Genomic DNA, 16,839 nt, shown 5'->3' with positions numbered 1-16,839 from the left:
ATGTATGAATTAGTAACATTTGATATCTTTGATACACTTTTGCATCGAAAGCTGCGAGCACCGGTAGATGTGTTTGAAGCTGTTCGAGCCGCTGTTATGCAGGAGAATATTGCGCTCCTACACCATGATCTGCTCGTCACTTTCTCCCACCACCGTATCCAGGCCGAAAAAGAAGCGCGTGAAATTCGTGCTGAACTGGCCGGAGAAGAGGGTGAGATAACCTTTACGGAAATCTACGATCGTTATGAAGCTTTAACCGGATGCGGCGGCGAATTGAGACAGTTGCTTCAGGCAAAGGAACTGGAGTTGGAGCAAGAATTTCTCTTCGCCAGTGAAGCAGGCCTGCGGACATACGACGAGTTGAGGGCGAAGGCGAAACGAATTGCCCTCGTTTCAGACATGTATTTGCCATCGTCCTGGCTTAAGACCGTATTGCAGGAAAAAGGATTTCAAGGGCTTTCCGATGTAAAGATTTTCGTTTCTGGGGAATTTAGGAAAAGTAAACACAGTGGCGCGCTTTATCAAGAAGTGAGCAGAAGCTTAAATGTCAGCTTTTCAGGTTCTTGGTTACATGTCGGGGACAATGTGTGGGCCGACATAGAGCAAGCAAAAAAATACTCGCTAGCTACTCATCTGGCGGATTGGGCCAAAGTTGACAATCGGCCGTTGTGGTCGAAGTGTGCGCGAAACGAATATCTCGTAAACAGCGTTGTTGATTTCCTCGCTACGCCCCAATCGCGACAGTTTGTGCCCCAAGAAGCTTATGCGAGTATAGGTTACCGGATTTTCGGTCCTCTTATTTTTGGTTTTACGATATGGCTTCTGTGGAAAATAAAAGAGACCAAAGTTGAGCACGTCGCTTTTGTCGCACGTGACGGGTGGCTTCCGCATAAGCTATTTGAAATTGTAAAGCAGGATGCGGAACTGGGAAACGTCAGCAGTTCCTATCTTCATTTTTCCAGGAGTGTCGGTCATCAAATTGGATTGAAGGAATGGGATCTCGACAAAACGTGGGTGCCTTTTGGGGGTAAAGTATCCAGACCAATAGAGCAGTATCTCGATACCGTAGGTTACGACGCACGAAAAATCCCTCACCTTTTAGAGCAGTTTGGACTGGTTCTGGGGCAGCCGATTCCTCCGGAGAAAATCAACGACAGTCGCGCGATGGTGGCGACGACCTTTGATCTTGGACTAAAGACTTCCAGTGAGCGGAGAAAAAAATTTCGCCATTACTTTGAAAAACACTTTTCTCCGGAGGTAAAGACTGGGCTGGTCGACATCGGGTGGAACGGTAATACTCAGAGGTATCTTTTCGGCGTTTTGGATCATACCTACTCTAAAGAAAACGTAATTGGACTTTATCTAGGGCTCCATTCGTCGGCCGTCACGAACAAAAACCTAGGATTTATTATGCATGGTTGGCTATCCCAATATGGCAGTCATCCTCAGATTCAAGATTACCTATTAACAGGCGGCGTTGAACTTTTGGAATTCGCTTTGACTGCGGACCACGGCACAACCCTAGGCTATGAAATAAGCGCTGAAGGCGAGATTGTCCCTAAACTCGAAGATATCCTCCCAGAGGAGAGTGACTATCGCGAAAAGGCGATGAGGGTACAGCAAGGAGTGATCAAGTTTGTGGAAGATAATAAATATCTTCTGAAAATCTATAGTCCTGAGGTGATTTCTTCATTAGCTTGGGCGGCTCCTTTCCAGCGGCTTGTTACTAATCCCCAGCAAGACGAATTGGATTTGCTCGCAGGACTTTCCCATTCTGACACTGCTGGCGTTACCTCGACGCGACTTGTCCTTGCGGCCCGACAGCCCGACAATATTCGAAAGTCGAAACGACAGATGCGTTTAGCGAGAGATAACGCATTTTGGAAGGTCGCTTTTGATCGATTGAACAAGTGAAAATGATTGCCGGATGCAATATTTGCGTCATTGGCAGAATGGCATTGTGTGGCGACCTCGTGACAGAGGCGCCACAGCAACCCTGGCGGTGATGGTGCTTGACGACCGCCAAAAGCGCCGGACGTCCAGCAGTCAGTGGGAACTCGCTCCGTTAACCTGTCGCCGATATTGGAGTTTCTTCTAATGAGTGAGGCGGCAGATGTTTTTGACGTCTCCTCGCGAACGAATGATCACAACATCTTTAGTGTCCTGCTCTTGCTGAAGCGGAACCAAGGCTGAAAACCCGCTCAAATTTTCCGGCGGTATTTTCAATTGCGAATTAATCTCGTCTCTAGGGGTTCTCAATGCCTCGACATATAGTGGCTGTCCATTGGATCCTGGGAGTTGAATGTAAACCCGTTCGCGAATTTTCTTGTCGCCATCAACCGGGATAACCCATCCCTCCAGCCTGGCAACACGAGCACCACTTTCCTCCGTGATCTCGTTAATATCAATCACGCCGTTGCATTCCGTGGAAATGGCACCATCAGCCTTGAAAGCAGTTCCCGGGAAAGCAATTTTACAGCCGCTAATAATAGCAGTATTCCATCGTTTCCGCGCGACAAAATTAGTGAAAAGAGCAGGGTTCAGAGTATCTTTGCCGCAGAAGACAAAACCGCCAAGCTGGTCTGCATCGAGGTATTTTTCAGGATGCATCAAAACATCATCAGTTTGCGTGAGCCAGTCGGGAATCGTAAAAGATTTACGCTCTGCGAAATAGGAGAATGTCGAGCTCCAGTCATTACCCAGTGCGATAAACTGCCCACCTTCTGTGGTGGCATTTTTAATCGATTTCCCAACCGCGATGTCGCGATCATAGCTGCTAAATTGTTGAGATATGGCCGGGTAGTATTTTATTCCGAAATAGACGTAGTTTGACGCCAAGATAAAAAGAAAAAATCCTGTGACTGCTTTAGGAGCGTGATTGTGGAACGTTCCAAGTGCCAAGGCTGCGGCAAATAGAAGGAAAGCAAGGTTGGCCGTCTGATAGTAGGTGTGCACTATATGCAGATTGGGGAACATAAAAAATGGTAGGAAACCAAGGGCAAGCGCGATGCAAAATAGCGTCAGCTCGGTTCTTCGACCGTTCTTCTTGCACCATATTGGAAAGTAGATGAACAAGCCCAGCCCAACGACAGCACCGAGATTTCCGACGAACATCCGCAGCAGAATGACTTTATCGTAGATCGTAGGTTCAAATCTCTGAGCCAGCGTGCCCCAGTTCCAGGAGTTCAGACGAGCGGATGTCAGATACTCGCCGAGTATGTTCAGCGATTTCTGGTCGTCGGTAAATTTTACCCACACGTAAGCGACTATGACGGGAATCAAGAAGCCGAAAACGGGGACAGCAAGTACTTTTAATTTGAAGAGCGATTTAAATCGTTCCGCCTGCCGCAGGGTCACATAAGCATAGATCAACGCTGCCACGATCATCACGGGCAATGCCGTCGTTGACTTCTGCAGCAAAGCGAGCGTTGCACACAAAAGTAGAAATGCGTTGCAACGGATGCTAAAGCCATAGCGCATGCCGAGTGAAAAATAGTATAGAAACGCGATGGTGAAGAAAAGCGCCGTTGTCTCGATCATGAAGGACCGTCCCCAGTACAAATATACGGGGGATGATAATAGTAAGGCCGAGAATATATAAAATGTCTCGCGCTTAAGCTTAAATATTCTAAATATTCCAGCGACAGGCCAAAGGCATGCTAGTAAAAATAGATAGCTTACAAGCCGCCCAACGGCATCAAGCGACAGGTTAAATGTTTTCGCTATTAAGGCTACTATCCCTTGGTAAAGCGGAAACTCAAACGGTATGGCCCAGGGTCTTCCACCTACCGGCGTTTGATAAGCGAGGGCGAATCCTTCCTTAATAAACCAGTAAGACGTTATAGCGGTCTGCGTCTGACGAAACGCATACATATCGAGCGGCTGTTGAGTTAAGTAATAAAGCGAAAAAAAGGCAGATATACACAGTGTGACAAGTGCTATTAGCACCAGACGTTGATTGATGATTTTCATTATAAAACTTCTGCCTCTGCTTCAAACGCGCTGAGCTATCCCGTTTGGGCCGAAAATTGTCAAGCTGGTTGGCGATCGGTCGATTGCAGGTTGGCGATGCCATATCCACGCCCGCAGGGTTGCCTGGAAAGGGTCTGCTGGCGCATTTCCAATTCTGCAAATGAGCGGATAGCAATGGGATGGTTATTTTCGTATAGGCTGTAGCGACGCGACGTGAGAGAGCAAGGGCATTATGAGTTTAAACCTTCCATCAGAGAGACAGAGTTCCAAAGCTGACGAGGCCCGGTCCGCTTTACCCATTGTCGTTGATTTGGATGGAACGCTTCTTTTATCGGATACGCTTTATGAGGCCGCGGCACTCTCATTGTTCCGAAAGCCTTTCGCACTGCTGTCGGCGCTGCCAACCCTTTCACGTGGCCGCCATGTCCTTAAAGCCTCCATTGCTAAACACTTGGATCTCACTTCGCTTGTTTTGCCCTTCAGGGAAGACCTAGTGAATTGGCTGCGCCAGAAAGCAGGTGAGGGGCACGCTCTGCATTTGTGTTCTGCCGCGGACCAGTCGATCGTTGATGTTGTTGCCGCGAAGGTTGGAATATTTGAAACCGCAGTTGGATCCAGTCAGAGCAACCTGAAAGGCCCTGCCAAAGCGAGCCATCTGGCCTCGCGATTTCCAGAAGGGTTCATCTATGTCGGCGATAGCAATGCGGATTTGTCGGTTTGGGATGCAGCGGATGCGATAGTTTTGGCTGGTGCGAGTAGCGGCGTTGCTGCAAAGGCCAGGAAGCTGAACAAGCCCGTGATTGCCGAGTTTTCTACCGCGCCTCTCGGTGTAAAAGAGTTTTTGAAGGCAATTCGTGTCCATCACTGGACAAAAAACGTTTTGATTTTTGTTCCGCTAATTCTCGCTCACCAATGGTCAAACGTATCTTTGATTGTCGAAACGCTTCTCGCGTTCATTTGTCTGCTGGCGGTGACCTCTGGTACGTATCTCTTGAACGATATTGCCGATCTGCACGCAGATCGACTGCATTGGTCGAAACGCAGCCGAGCTATGGCCAGCGGACGCTTGTCGATCAGATCGGGCTTCGTGCTTGCAGTAGCACTTATTTTCGCGGGCTTTCTTGCGGCAGGTCTGCTTTCGTTGCAATTCGCTTCAGTGCTTTTGGGTTACTTTGTTGTCACAGGCGCCTATTCACTTGGGCTTAAGCGTATTCCTCTGCTCGATACGCTGATAATCGGCCTCCTCTTTACATCACGTGTGGTGATGGGCGCTGTTCTGTTAGAGCATTCGCGTCCGGCTTGGCTTCTGACATTTGCTGTTTTCTTTTTCTTTTCCCTCGCCGTTGCGAAACGCCATACCGAGATTGTTCGTGCGTCCACCAGCGGCGCCGCGAGCCTTAAGAGCAGAGGTTATGAGGTAGGGGATGCGCCGCTCACACTTTCGCTTGGCGTGAGTGCGGCGATGGCGTCGCTTGTCGTTCTGGTTATTTTTATACTGATGGAAATGCTGGCGGGCAATGACTATGCGCGTCCAGAATTTCTATCCGCCATTCCTGTCCTGTTGTCGATATGGCTAGGCCGTATTTGGATATTGGCTCACAGGGGGAGGATGAACGACGATCCCGTCAGTTTCGCCATCAGGGACAATGTAAGTATCGGTCTCGGCGCGGCCATTGCGATCGTTTTTCTGGTGGCGTTATGAGCCGTTTTGCGTCCGCGTTTGGAGTTAGTTCGTGGGGCGGCGTGCTCAGGGCCCGGCATATGCTGTCGCGGCCGACCTGGCGAGACGAATTGCCGTCATTGATGAATGAGGCTCTTAAGCTGGATATTCCCTTGTTAGCGTGTGGTCTGCGCCGTTCCTATGGCGATAGCGGACTAAACCCGAACGGAGGGTTGATCGACATGACTTCCCTTGACAGGGTGGTTCACTTCGATCGTGAAACAAGGCTCCTGCGTGCAGAGGCAGGTTTGTCCATCGACACCATCCTCAGGATCATTGTTCATCAAGGGTATTTTATACCTGTCACCCCCGGCACCCGTTTTGTAACGATAGCCGGCGCTATCGCAAACGACGTGCATGGTAAAAACCATCACAGAACCGGCACTATAGGCCGTTGGGTAAGGCGCATTGGCCTGTTGCGATCCGATGGAGAAGAAATCGAGTTGGCGGCGGACGACACGACCGGGCTGTTCGCCGCGACCGTCGGCGGATTGGGGCTGACAGGGCTGATAACATGGGTTGAGTTGGAGGTGATACCCATCCAGAGCGCTATCATCGACGTCGAAAACATTCCATTTGGTAATACGAAAGAGTTTTTTCACCTTGCCGAGGCGAGCGAGGCAGATTTCGAATATAGCGTCTCCTGGATTGACTGCCTTTCTGGCGGAGACAGGCTGGGGCGGGGAATATTTACGCGTGGAAATCACGCAAAACTTGGTTCCCGTCTGCTGGACAGCGGCAATACTGCGCTCACCATGCCCGTTAGCTTGCCCGCTGTGGCGATGAACAGCTATTCTATTCGTGCCTTCAATGCCGCTTACTTCTACCGGGGCAGCAAGAAAAGCGGGAAAAGCAGGGCTGGTATTTATCCTTTCTTTTATCCGCTGGACTCGATCGGCCGCTGGAACCGCATGTATGGCAGGAGGGGCATGTATCAATACCAATCCGTTGTCCCTCCATCTGTGCAGGAAGACGCGACGAATGAGATGTTGAAAACGATTGCCGCGAGTGGACAGGGCTCGTTTCTTGCTGTCCTTAAGACATTCGGTTCAATCCAGTCGCCCGGACTTCTTTCGTTCCCGCGCGAGGGGACAACTCTGGCGTTGGATTTTCCGAATCGGGGAGAGACGACGCTGAAGTTGATGGATCGGCTGGATGCTATTGTAATGGAAGCTAAAGGACGGCTTTATCCCGCCAAGGACGGAAGAATGCCGGCCAGGGTTTTCCAGGCAGGCTATCCGGACTGGCGTCTCTTCTCAAAACATATCGATCCGGTTTTTCGTTCGGGTTTTTGGACGCGCGTGAGTCAGGATTAAAGGAAAGAAATTGCGAATTATTCTCTTGGGAGCCACTTCCTCGATCGCTATGGCGACAGCGCGTATTTATGCCGCCGAAGGCGCATCCATTGTGCTTGTCGGTCGCGATAGGGGCCGTTTGGAACAAACGTCGGCCGACTTGAGGAGCCGAGGTGCAGGGCGGGTTGAGATTGCTACCTGTGATCTCGCAACACCGCATGACGCTGCTGGTCAACTGCGGGCATTCGCCGACCAGATCGGCGGAGTCGATCACATCATTCTGGCTTACGGCATTCTGGGTGATCAATATGAGGCTGAGCGCGACGCAGAAATTGCGGAAGAGATATTGAGGGTAAATTTCAATTCCGCTGCCGCCTGGTGCCTGGCGTCTGCAGATTTGCTCGAGCGACAGGCGAGAGGCACGTTGGTAGTTATAGGATCGGTTGCGGGAGATCGCGGGCGGCGTGCCAACTATGTTTATGGTGCAGCAAAGTCTGGACTGGCCGTGCTTGTGCAAGGGATTGCGCACCGTTTCGCCAACAAAGGGCCGCGTGCTGTCTTGGTGAAACCTGGTCCGACGATAACGCCAATGACAGAGGGCATGAACAGGAACGGCCTTCTTTGGGCGCGGCCGGAGAAGATTGCGGCGGTGGTTCATGCCAGCGCGCTTCGCGGCGGGCCAATCGCCTATGCGCCGGGATTCTGGCGCTACATCATGCTGATTATCCGCAATATCCCCAGCCGCATCTTCAATCGGATGGAGATCTAATGAGAAAGATTCTTATAACGGGCGCTGCGGGTCTGGTCGGCCAAAATATAATTGCGCGCCTCAAGGGTGTCGAAGGGCTTGAGATCGTCGGCATTGACAAACATCCCAGCAACACAGCTTTGTTGCGGCAGTTGAACCCTGAGATTGAAGTCATAGAAGCCGATCTGGCCGAGCCTGGGGAATGGCAAGATGCGTTCCGGGGTGTCGACGCCGTGCTGCTCAATCAAGCACAGATCGGTGGTCTGGACGAACGCGAATTCATAGAGAACAACGTCACCGCGACGGAAAACATCGTAGCGGCGATGCGTAAGCACAAAACGCCTTATTTTGTGCATATCTCGTCTTCGGTTGTGAACTCAAAAGCCGATGATTTCTACACGCGATCAAAGACGGCGCAGGAACAGTTCATCGATACAGTGACGGATATTCCGCATGTGATTTTGCGGCCTACACTGATGTTCGGCTGGTTTGACCGTAAGCATCTGGGCTGGCTTCGCCGGTTCATGGATCGCGTGCCGGTCTTCCCGATTCCTGGTGACGGCAAGTTCATCAGGCAGCCTTTGTATGTCGGGGATTTTGCGGCGATCATCATCTCTTCCATGGAGAAAATGCCCACAGGTACCTACGATATTTCTGGGCTGGAGCAGGTATATTATGGCGATCTGATTAATCTGATCCATACCACGGTGAAGCCGAAGGCCCGGATTATCCATATCCCTTATACGGTGTTTTGGTGGCTTCTTTTCGTATACGGAAAGTTGAGTTCCAAGCCACCTTTCACAACGAGCCAACTTGAGGCGCTCGTGATACCCGAAACATTTCCGGTCATTGATTGGCCGGCGGTCTTTGGGGTGGAGGCCACCCCATTGCGTAACGCAATCACCGAGACCTATCTGCACCCGACATACAGCAAGATTGTGTTGGATTTTTAGGAGACATTACCAATGAGCCGCATTGTGGTGATCGGGGCGGGGGCCATGGGGCTTGCCGCAGCACATCGCGCCGTAAATTTGGGGCACGAGGTCGATTTGATCGAAAGCGACGCGGTAGCCGGTGGAATGGCCGCCCATTTTGATTTTGGCGGATTGTCGATCGAACGCTTTTATCATTTTGTCTGTAAATCCGACGAGCCAACCTTTGCGCTGATGCGGGAACTCGGCATCGCCGACAGGATGAAGTGGCGTGGAACGTCAATGGGTTACTTCATGAAGGGGAAAATTCATCCCTGGGGTGATCCGATCTCCCTGTTACGGTTCCCGCATCTGAGCTTGATCGCAAAATTCCGGACGGGGCTTCAAATGTTCCTGACGACGAAAGCGCGCGATTTCTCCAAGATTGAACACAAGACTGCGCGGCAGTGGCTTGAACAGGGTTCCGGCAAAGAAGTGTATGGCACACTTTGGAAGCGTTTGATGGAATTGAAGTTCTACGAACTTTCCGACGATATTTCCGCCTCCTGGATCGCAACGCGCGTGCGTCGTATAGGCAACTCCCGGCGCTCGATATTTCAGGAGGAACTTGGCTATATTGACGGTGGAAGCCAGGTCTTGGTCGATGCGCTTGTCGACGCCTATACGGAAAAAGGCGGGCGCCTGCATCTCGGCGCTGCCGCCGAGCGGATAGAATGCGCGGATGGCAAGGTTGCAGGAGTACGGACGAAGGAGCGGTTCTTTCCCGCCGATGCTGTCATTTCCACCCTGCCGACGCCGTTGGTCTCCCGCTTGGTGCCTGATCTCCCCGAGGCGTCGAAAAAGAAATACGATGATATTCGCAATATCGGCGTGGTTTGCCTTCTCTTCAAATTGAAGAAATCCATCAGCCGCCATTTCTGGATCAATATCGTTGATGACACCATCGAGATACCCGGGCTGATTGAGTTCTCCAATCTTCGCCCCGTGAGCGACACTGTCGTTTATGTGCCGTATTACATGCCGACGACGAATCGCAAATGGAGTTGGACCGACCAGCAGTTCATCGATGAGGCTCTGGGATACATCAAAAAAGTAAATCCCGATGTAAGCGACCACGATGTTATCGAAGCGAAAGTTGGCCGGCTCGCCTATGCGCAACCAGTTTGCGAGCCAAATTTCTACGATAAATTGCCGCCTGTTCAGACGCCCATTTCCGGGCTCCAGATTGCCGACACTTCCTATTATTATCCGGAGGATCGGGGCATTGCGGAAAGCGTGAGGCTTGGCAGAGCGATGGCTGAAGCCGTGCCGAAATGAGATCGATTTCCGGAATGATCTCATCACCTTTTGTTCGCTTCGTGTTGTCAGGTGGTATAGCTGCCGGCGTTAATGTTCTTTCGCGGGCAGCGCTATCCACAATCGCCAGCTATTCTGCTGCAATCGTGATGGCCTACCTCATCGGCATGACGACGGCCTATGGCCTCATGAAACTATTCGTTTTCGAGGAGTCAGGTCGCCGACCTGAAGCGGAATATCTGCGCTTCGGTTTGGTGAACATGGTTGCGTTGGCCCAGGTCTGGCTCGTGAGTGTTGGATTGGCCAGATGGCTGTTCCCACTCGTTGGGTTCGGTTTTTATCCAGAGGCAGTGGCGCATGTGATTGGTGTTTTGAGCCCGGTTGCAACAAGCTACGCTTTGCATAAGCACTTCACTTTTGCCTCTAGCAAAAAATAAGAGTAACGCGAAAATTTCGACGACTCACTTGTGGCTTGGCGGCGTGGACGGATTGCCTCTGATCGCAGACAGAAGAAATTTCAATGGCACGTCAAAAATGGTGTAATTTATGGTGCCCCTCAACGCGTGCATCGTGGGAGTTTGCATCGCATGGTCGTTGCACTTGAGCTTCTTGCATCGAGTTCGGCTAGATGCCATACAGCGCTCAGGTGGCGTAGCATGCAGTGAGGGCCGCGCGGCACTCCGAGAATTTTCTGAGGGGACGAAATGGAAGACAAAAAACAACTACAAAATCTAGGCCCCCATTATCAGTTCGATCAAGAGATGGGTATCTTCAAGCGTGAGGATTATGCCGGGATTGCTTACTCCGACGGTGACGAGGCTGAGCGCCAATTAGAGAAGATAATCGCCGCAACGACCGATCTGACAGTCTTGTCGAATTGCCTTAGGGAGCAATGTGTCGATTGGACGACGACTTATCATCTCTCTCCGTTGCGGGCAAATATTCTGCGACCGTTCACTGAATCACTTTCTGGCTCCGACGTTCTGGAGATTGGAGCAGGATGTGGGGCTATTACTCGGTTCCTAGGAGAGTGCGGCGCCTTCGTGGTTGCGCTTGAAGGCTCCATACGTCGCGCCAAGATCACACGGTTGCGAACGAATGACCTTGAGAATGTGTCGGTCTTGGCCGAACGCTTCTCAGATTTTCAAACCGATAAACGCTTCGACATAATCACATTAATTGGGGTCCTCGAATACGCTTGTCTTTACTCGCCGGCTCAAGATCCTGTTGCAGAGATGCTTGGCGCGGTGCGTCGGCTCCTGAAGCCGGGCGGTCAATTGGTCATCGCAATCGAGAACCAGCTGGGGCTAAAATATTTCGCTGGTTCAAAAGAAGACCATCTAGGTCAACGAATGTTAGGAATTGAAGACAGATATGAAAGTGGCGGCGTCCGAACATTTGGTCGCGCGGACTTGGAACGACGAGTTCTGGCCAGCGGGTTCGCTGAGACAGAACTCTTTCTGCCATTCCCGGATTACAAGTTTCCTGTATCTATAATCTCATCGCGCGGTTTTGAGTTTGAACGATTTGATGCCGCCGCCTTGGCAGCCCAAAGCGTAAAACGTGACCCGCAGTTGCCTCACACCCCTCTTTTCGCTCCTGAGCTCGTTTGGCGGCAACTCGCCAAAAATGGAATCGCATCTGACCTGTCAAATTCCTTTCTGTTGTTGGCTAAGACAAATATTGATAGCCCACGGCAACAAGAAGCTCTGGCATTCCATTATTCTACGGCTAGGAAAGGTATATATTGCAAAGAATCTATATTTTTGCCGAAGCAGAATGGCGATATTGTGGTCAGGTCGAAGCGGCTGCAGCTCAAAGATGAGGTGGGGAGTGAATGGTTGTCGTTCCACCCGCAGGAAGAAGCAGAATATATTGTGGGTCGCACGCTATCCAGTGAATTTCTGAACATCGTAAACAAGGATGGTTGGGAGGTCCGCGACGTAGTAGAGTTCTTTAAATTGTATGCTTCAATAATTATTGAATTGAATAGCAACAAAACAGACGTGCGTAGTGATTCAACAAATTTTGATTTTTGCGTATCTGGAACACTTTTGGACGCAGTTCCCCAAAACCTCATGAGAAAAGAGGATGGTGGCTGGTACTTCTTTGACCAGGAATGGACGGCCTCTGAAGCCGTTCCATTTACATATTTAATATTTAGGTCCATCGTAACGTTGTGTAGTCATTTAACAGTCTTAGGTCGCCCAAGTGATCCTGAAATAAGGACTTGGGGAGATTTCATAACAAAGTTATTCGGCGAACTTAAACTACCTTCTTTTAATGACTTCAAGAGCGCGGTGATTTCCCGAGAAGTAGAGTTGTACGAAGTCGTGTCTGGAAAATTTTCGGGTAAGAATTTTGTCGATTTTTTGGAGGGAAATTTGCCGGTCCGCGTGGATTTGTATGGTAGAGTTGAGTATTTGACGGCTCATCTTCACGAGATTAACGGTGAAGTGTATATACTGCGTTCGGAGGTGAGTAGGCTCAATCGAGTTGTTCTAGATGCGCAACGTCTTGCAACTAAGGTGAGTAAATTCCCGTTTTCGATGTACTTTGGCGTAAAGAAGAAATATCGGGAGATTGTTCGACAAATCTCTGGAGCTTAGCTAGCTGAATTTTCTCAGGAGCGAAATAAATACCGTCGCGCGATTAGTGTGGAGATTTATGTTTTTCAGTTCTTCGCGTACTTATCAACGTGATTTCGTGAGCTGAAATTTCATCAGATTATATAAGTTCAGCGGCGGAACTTCCAGCAATAACGATCTATAACTTCAGTCGTGGTTGAGCCGGTCTCAGTGTGTCAGCGCAGCCTCGACTTGGCGCGTATAATGGTTTATCCCGCCACAAGCGCTGTCACGAATTTGCCGAGGAGTACATGGTTTACGAAACGAGTTTCACCGGCGAAAGCGAGTTGTCAAGAACCGACGCGAAATTGCCGTTCGAAGTGGTGCACAGGTATTACCTAGCGAAGAATCTTGTTGGTGGTAAAGATGTTTTAGACCTCAGAAGCGGCTTGGGTTTTGGCACGTCGATTCTTGCCCAAGCCGCCCAGTCAGCTATTGGTGTCGAGTTTTCCCATGAGTTAGTCAATTTAGCGCGAGAACGTTGCGGGTTCGCAAATACCAGTTTTGAGGTGGGATCATATTCGATGATACCCTTGCCTTCGGCTTCGGTCGATGTTGTCGTCGGCTTCGATGTGCTTGAGCAGGCTGACAATCCTAGCCTATTTTTAGCTGAAGTTAAGCGCGTTTTGCGGCCTAGCGGCATATTGATCACTTCAATGTCGGACGGCGAGGAGAGCTCCGGTGAGGGATTACCAGAGGAGTTTCTCGACGGTGACGGGACCAGCAAAGAAAAGCTGGCTAAGAAGTTGGGGGAGCATTTTGGCTATGTCTCTATTCACGGCCAAAAAGTTGGCTTCGGGTCAATAATTGCTTCTGCAAGTAACTCTACACAATTTTTTTATATAGATGCAGAAACTGGCTCGCTGACAATCGGGGTTGAGGCGCCCACACACATCGTCGGTATCGCATCTGATATCCCGTTGGGCGGATTTGAAACGATTAGTTTTTTTGCCCAAGACATTGAGGTATCGGAACCAGTCCTCAAACGGATCGAAGCCGAACACGCGCAATGGGCCGAAATTCTAATGAAGGACATTGATCAGATTTCGGGCAAAGTCGACGCGCTTCAGCGCAACAACTGGATGAGTCGGGCTTCTTTGACAAAGTTTCTGAAGCGTTTGATTTATACTCGTTTATTGTACGCCTTGTCGGAAGTCAGTGTCTTCAGCACTCGAAGGCGAGAACGGTTTCTGAAATCGGCTGAAAAGCGCGATCCGATGTTGCTGTCGCGTAAGGTCGATCAGTTCTGCCTCGACTACTATCAGAGGATTGCTTCAAACAGGATTATCGCGGCGAGCCGCTCCAGTATCAGCGCCCAGACCGGCGTGAGGGTGACTGCGATCGTGCCGAACTTCAATCACGCGCGGTATCTTCCTCAGCGTCTGGACAGCATCCTGGCGCAGACCTATCCGCTTATCGATATTCTGGTTCTTGATGATTGCTCCAGTGACGACAGTCGCTCGGTAATCGACGCATATGTCAAGCGTTTCCCTGAGCGTATCAGAGCTGTCTATAATACTGAAAATTCGGGAAATGTGTTCCGTCAATGGCAGAAGGGTCACTCGCTGGCAAAGGGTGATTTGGTCTGGATTTGCGAAAGCGACGATTTTTGCGAGCCGACTTTCGTTGAAAGAATGATCAATGCATTTCGTGACCCAAGCGTGATGATGGCGTTCGGGCGAATCCAATTTGCGAATAGTCAGGGAGAGTATTTTGCCGGGCTGGATCATTACCGTGAGGATAGTGAGCCAGGGATCTGGGAAGCGCGCCTGACTCGTCCGGCAGCCGAGTGGTTTCGCGGCGGCTTTGGCGTCAAAAATGTAATTGCCAACGTCGGAGGAAGCCTCTGGCGGCGTTTTGAGATTTCCGATCAGGTATGGGAAGAGGCCAGAAGTTACAAAATCATGGGCGACTGGTACCTCTATTCGGCTATCGCAGGGGGGGGGCAGATCGCATACGAGCCGAGTTCTGTCAGCTATTTCCGTATTCACGATAGCAATACATCCGGTAGCAGCGCCCAATCGAAGCCAGAATATTATAAAGAATATGCGCGACTGATGACATCGTTGAAGAAACGATGGGAGATTCCAGATGGCACCCTCAAACGCTTTATCGAGGTCTGTCGCAGCGTCTCGAAAAGTGCTGGAGTCCAGGCGGAAGAATTTCAAAAGCTGGTGAATTACCAAAGCCTTAGTGCGGTCCCGCGTGAACATATTCATGTTCTGGTCGGCATTTTGGGTTTTTCGTTCGGCGGTGGAGAAATATTCCCGATTCACCTCGCGAATGCACTTCGCCGCAAGGGGATCATGGTCTCCATTCTTCAGATGCACGACGCGGACGATCATAAAGACGTGCGGCGTATGCTCGACCCTGGTATCCCTGTCTATACGGCCAATGCGGTTCGCGACATGGGGATAGATCGTTTCATCACGAATGCAGGAATCTCGGTGGTTCATTCGCACGTTGCCAATGTCGAAGGGTTCTTGCTCGACGGACAAGGCATCTCAGCGCCCTTTATTTCGACACTGCATGGATCCTATGAGGCGATGGATGTTTCGACGAGCAGGATCGACCGCTGGAGCAAGAAAATTGATAAATTCGCCTATACTGCCGATCGGAACCTGGGGCCGTTCGATAATCTTCAGATAGGTAAAGAAAAATTCGTAAAAGTAAAAAATGCGATGCCTGTTGATGAAGTAGCGTTCCCCAAAACACGTGCTCAGCTGGGTGTGGCAGAGGATGCTGTCGTATTTTCGCTTGTTGCACGAGGGGCTGAAGGCAAAGGCTGGGTAGAGGCCGTCAGGGCATATCGTTTATTGCGGGAGCGGCGACCTGATGTCCCGATGGCGATGCTTATGGTGGGGGAAGGGCCAGCCACGGACGATGCCAAGCTCTTGGCGGCGACGGACGAGACCATTCACTTCCTGGGTTTTGTTAAGGAGATCTATGGTCTCTACCGTATTAGCGACGTGGCTCTGATACCGACACGCTTTCCAGGTGAATCTTATCCCCTGTGTTTGATACAGGCGCTTCAAGTTGGGGTCCCTTGCGTGTCCACGGATGTCGGTGAGATCAAGGCAATGTCACAGATTAATGGCCAACAAGCTGGAATTATCATCGCCAACGACAGCGACAACGACCGATTTGTGAATGAATTGAGTGACGCTATGGAAAAAATCTTGGAGAAAGATGTCCGTGACGGCTTTAGAGAAAAAGCGCAAATCCTTGGAGCGACATATGATATCGATGTGCTCGCTGGTGAGTATCTCGATCATTATCGTTCTGTGCTCGCAAGGAAGTGACGTTGGCGGCAGTAAGGTGATAGGCTTTTTATGAAGATATTGGTTCTCGGCGGCGGTGGGTTCATCGGCTACCATCTTGTCGAAGATTTGGTGGGCGCGGGACACGAGGTGAAGGTGCTGGGAAGAAGCCGTCTTCCTGGTCGTCCGCTGCCGGCAGGTGTGCAGTATGTTTCGGGAGAGTTGGCTGATAGCCAGCTGATGCGCGAGCTTCTGGTGGATGTCGACGCCGTGGCGCATCTTGTCAGCGGGACGGTGCCGTCCACGGGCGATAAGGACCCCGGCAAGGATGTTGAGCTTAATCTTCTCGGAACCCTGAGCCTCCTCGAGGATATGGCAGCATGCAATGTAACCCGCATTCTCTACCTATCGTCGGGTGGGACTGTCTACGGCAAGCCGCAGGAGGTCCCGATTCCGGAGGGACATATACTCGATCCGATATGTTCATATGGCGTAGTGAAGGTTGCGATAGAGTCCTATCTTAAACTCTATGAGATCAAGGCCGGTATACGGCCTGTTGTGATCCGAGCCTCCAATCCTTACGGTCTCTATCAGGGTAACCTGGGCGTCCAAGGCATAATAGGCACATATCTCAACCTTGCCCTGAAGCACCAGCCCATCGAAATATGGGGAGATGGCTCCACGATTCGCGACTATATTCACGTCAAAGACCTTAGCAGCCTATGCGTCACCGCGCTTCTCAGTGACAGGGTCGGCGTCTACAACGGGGGTAGCGGAACTGGGACTTCCGTCCTCCACATCGCGGAAATCGTACAGGAGATTACGGGTAATCCTATTCCAATAGTCTATAAGCCTCATCGAAGCCTCGACGTTCCGGTATCCGTTCTCGACATAGAGCGGGCAAAGATGGATTTTGACTGGGAGCCAAAGATAGGTTTGAGAGAGGGGATCGCCGGCGTCTGGTCATGGCTGAAGGAACATGAATAGCG

Annotated in this window: 11 protein-coding genes; 10 read left to right on the top strand and 1 reads right to left on the bottom strand. The window is 50.7% G+C overall.

Annotated elements, in window-relative coordinates:
• Complete coding sequence (locus tag PL599_RS09020) at positions 1-1,914, top strand: HAD family hydrolase (RefSeq protein WP_271359009.1); 1,914 nt, start codon at positions 1-3, stop codon at positions 1,912-1,914.
• Positions 1,915-2,094: 180 nt separating this feature from the next.
• On the opposite strand, the gene PL599_RS09015 is transcribed toward PL599_RS09020, so the two are convergent.
• A complete protein-coding gene (locus PL599_RS09015) occupies positions 2,095-3,972 on the bottom strand; it encodes a hypothetical protein (RefSeq protein WP_271359008.1) in 1,878 nt (625 codons plus the stop codon).
• 232 nt (positions 3,973-4,204) lie between these two features.
• Here PL599_RS09015 and PL599_RS09010 point away from each other — a divergent pair, with 232 nt between their 5' ends.
• The 9 genes from PL599_RS09010 (at position 4,205) to PL599_RS08970 (ending at position 16,837) form a co-directional block, all read left to right on the top strand.
• The gene (locus PL599_RS09010; RefSeq protein WP_271359007.1) at positions 4,205-5,674 is read left to right on the top strand and encodes a UbiA family prenyltransferase; all 1,470 of its coding nucleotides are present in this window, start codon (positions 4,205-4,207) and stop codon (positions 5,672-5,674) included.
• Positions 5,671-7,008, top strand: a complete 1,338-nt coding sequence (locus tag PL599_RS09005) for an FAD-binding oxidoreductase (RefSeq protein WP_271359006.1) — start codon at positions 5,671-5,673, stop codon at positions 7,006-7,008. The genes PL599_RS09010 and PL599_RS09005 overlap by 4 nt, the downstream gene beginning before the upstream one ends.
• Before the next feature lie 10 nt (positions 7,009-7,018).
• Positions 7,019-7,756, top strand: coding sequence for an SDR family NAD(P)-dependent oxidoreductase (locus PL599_RS09000; RefSeq protein WP_271359005.1), 738 nt, complete (start codon positions 7,019-7,021; stop codon positions 7,754-7,756).
• Positions 7,756-8,688 carry an NAD-dependent epimerase/dehydratase family protein gene (locus tag PL599_RS08995; protein ID WP_080793725.1) on the top strand — a complete coding sequence of 311 codons (933 nt, stop codon included), beginning with the start codon at positions 7,756-7,758 and terminating at the stop codon, positions 8,686-8,688. The genes PL599_RS09000 and PL599_RS08995 overlap by 1 nt, the downstream gene beginning before the upstream one ends.
• 12 nt (positions 8,689-8,700) lie before the next feature.
• The gene (locus PL599_RS08990) at positions 8,701-9,984 is read left to right on the top strand and encodes an NAD(P)/FAD-dependent oxidoreductase (RefSeq protein ID WP_271359004.1); all 1,284 of its coding nucleotides are present in this window, start codon (positions 8,701-8,703) and stop codon (positions 9,982-9,984) included.
• A complete protein-coding gene (locus PL599_RS08985; protein ID WP_271359003.1) occupies positions 9,981-10,400 on the top strand; it encodes a GtrA family protein in 420 nt (139 codons plus the stop codon). Before PL599_RS08990 ends, PL599_RS08985 begins: the two co-directional genes overlap by 4 nt.
• A 267-nt stretch (positions 10,401-10,667) precedes the next feature.
• Entirely contained in the window at positions 10,668-12,572 is a 1,905-nt protein-coding gene (locus PL599_RS08980) for a class I SAM-dependent methyltransferase (protein WP_269826658.1), read from the top strand.
• A gap of 269 nt (positions 12,573-12,841) precedes the next feature.
• Complete coding sequence (locus PL599_RS08975) at positions 12,842-15,892, top strand: glycosyltransferase (RefSeq protein WP_271359002.1); 3,051 nt, start codon at positions 12,842-12,844, stop codon at positions 15,890-15,892.
• 30 nt (positions 15,893-15,922) lie between these two features.
• Entirely contained in the window at positions 15,923-16,837 is a 915-nt protein-coding gene (locus PL599_RS08970; protein WP_271359001.1) for an NAD-dependent epimerase/dehydratase family protein, read from the top strand.
• The last annotated feature ends 2 nt before the right edge of the window (positions 16,838-16,839 follow it).

Source organism: Agrobacterium sp. ST15.16.055 (assembly GCF_027956555.1).
In the GTDB taxonomy this organism is placed as follows: Bacteria; Pseudomonadota; Alphaproteobacteria; order Rhizobiales; family Rhizobiaceae; genus Agrobacterium; species Agrobacterium salinitolerans.
This window is presented reverse-complemented; position numbering and strand designations above follow the sequence as displayed.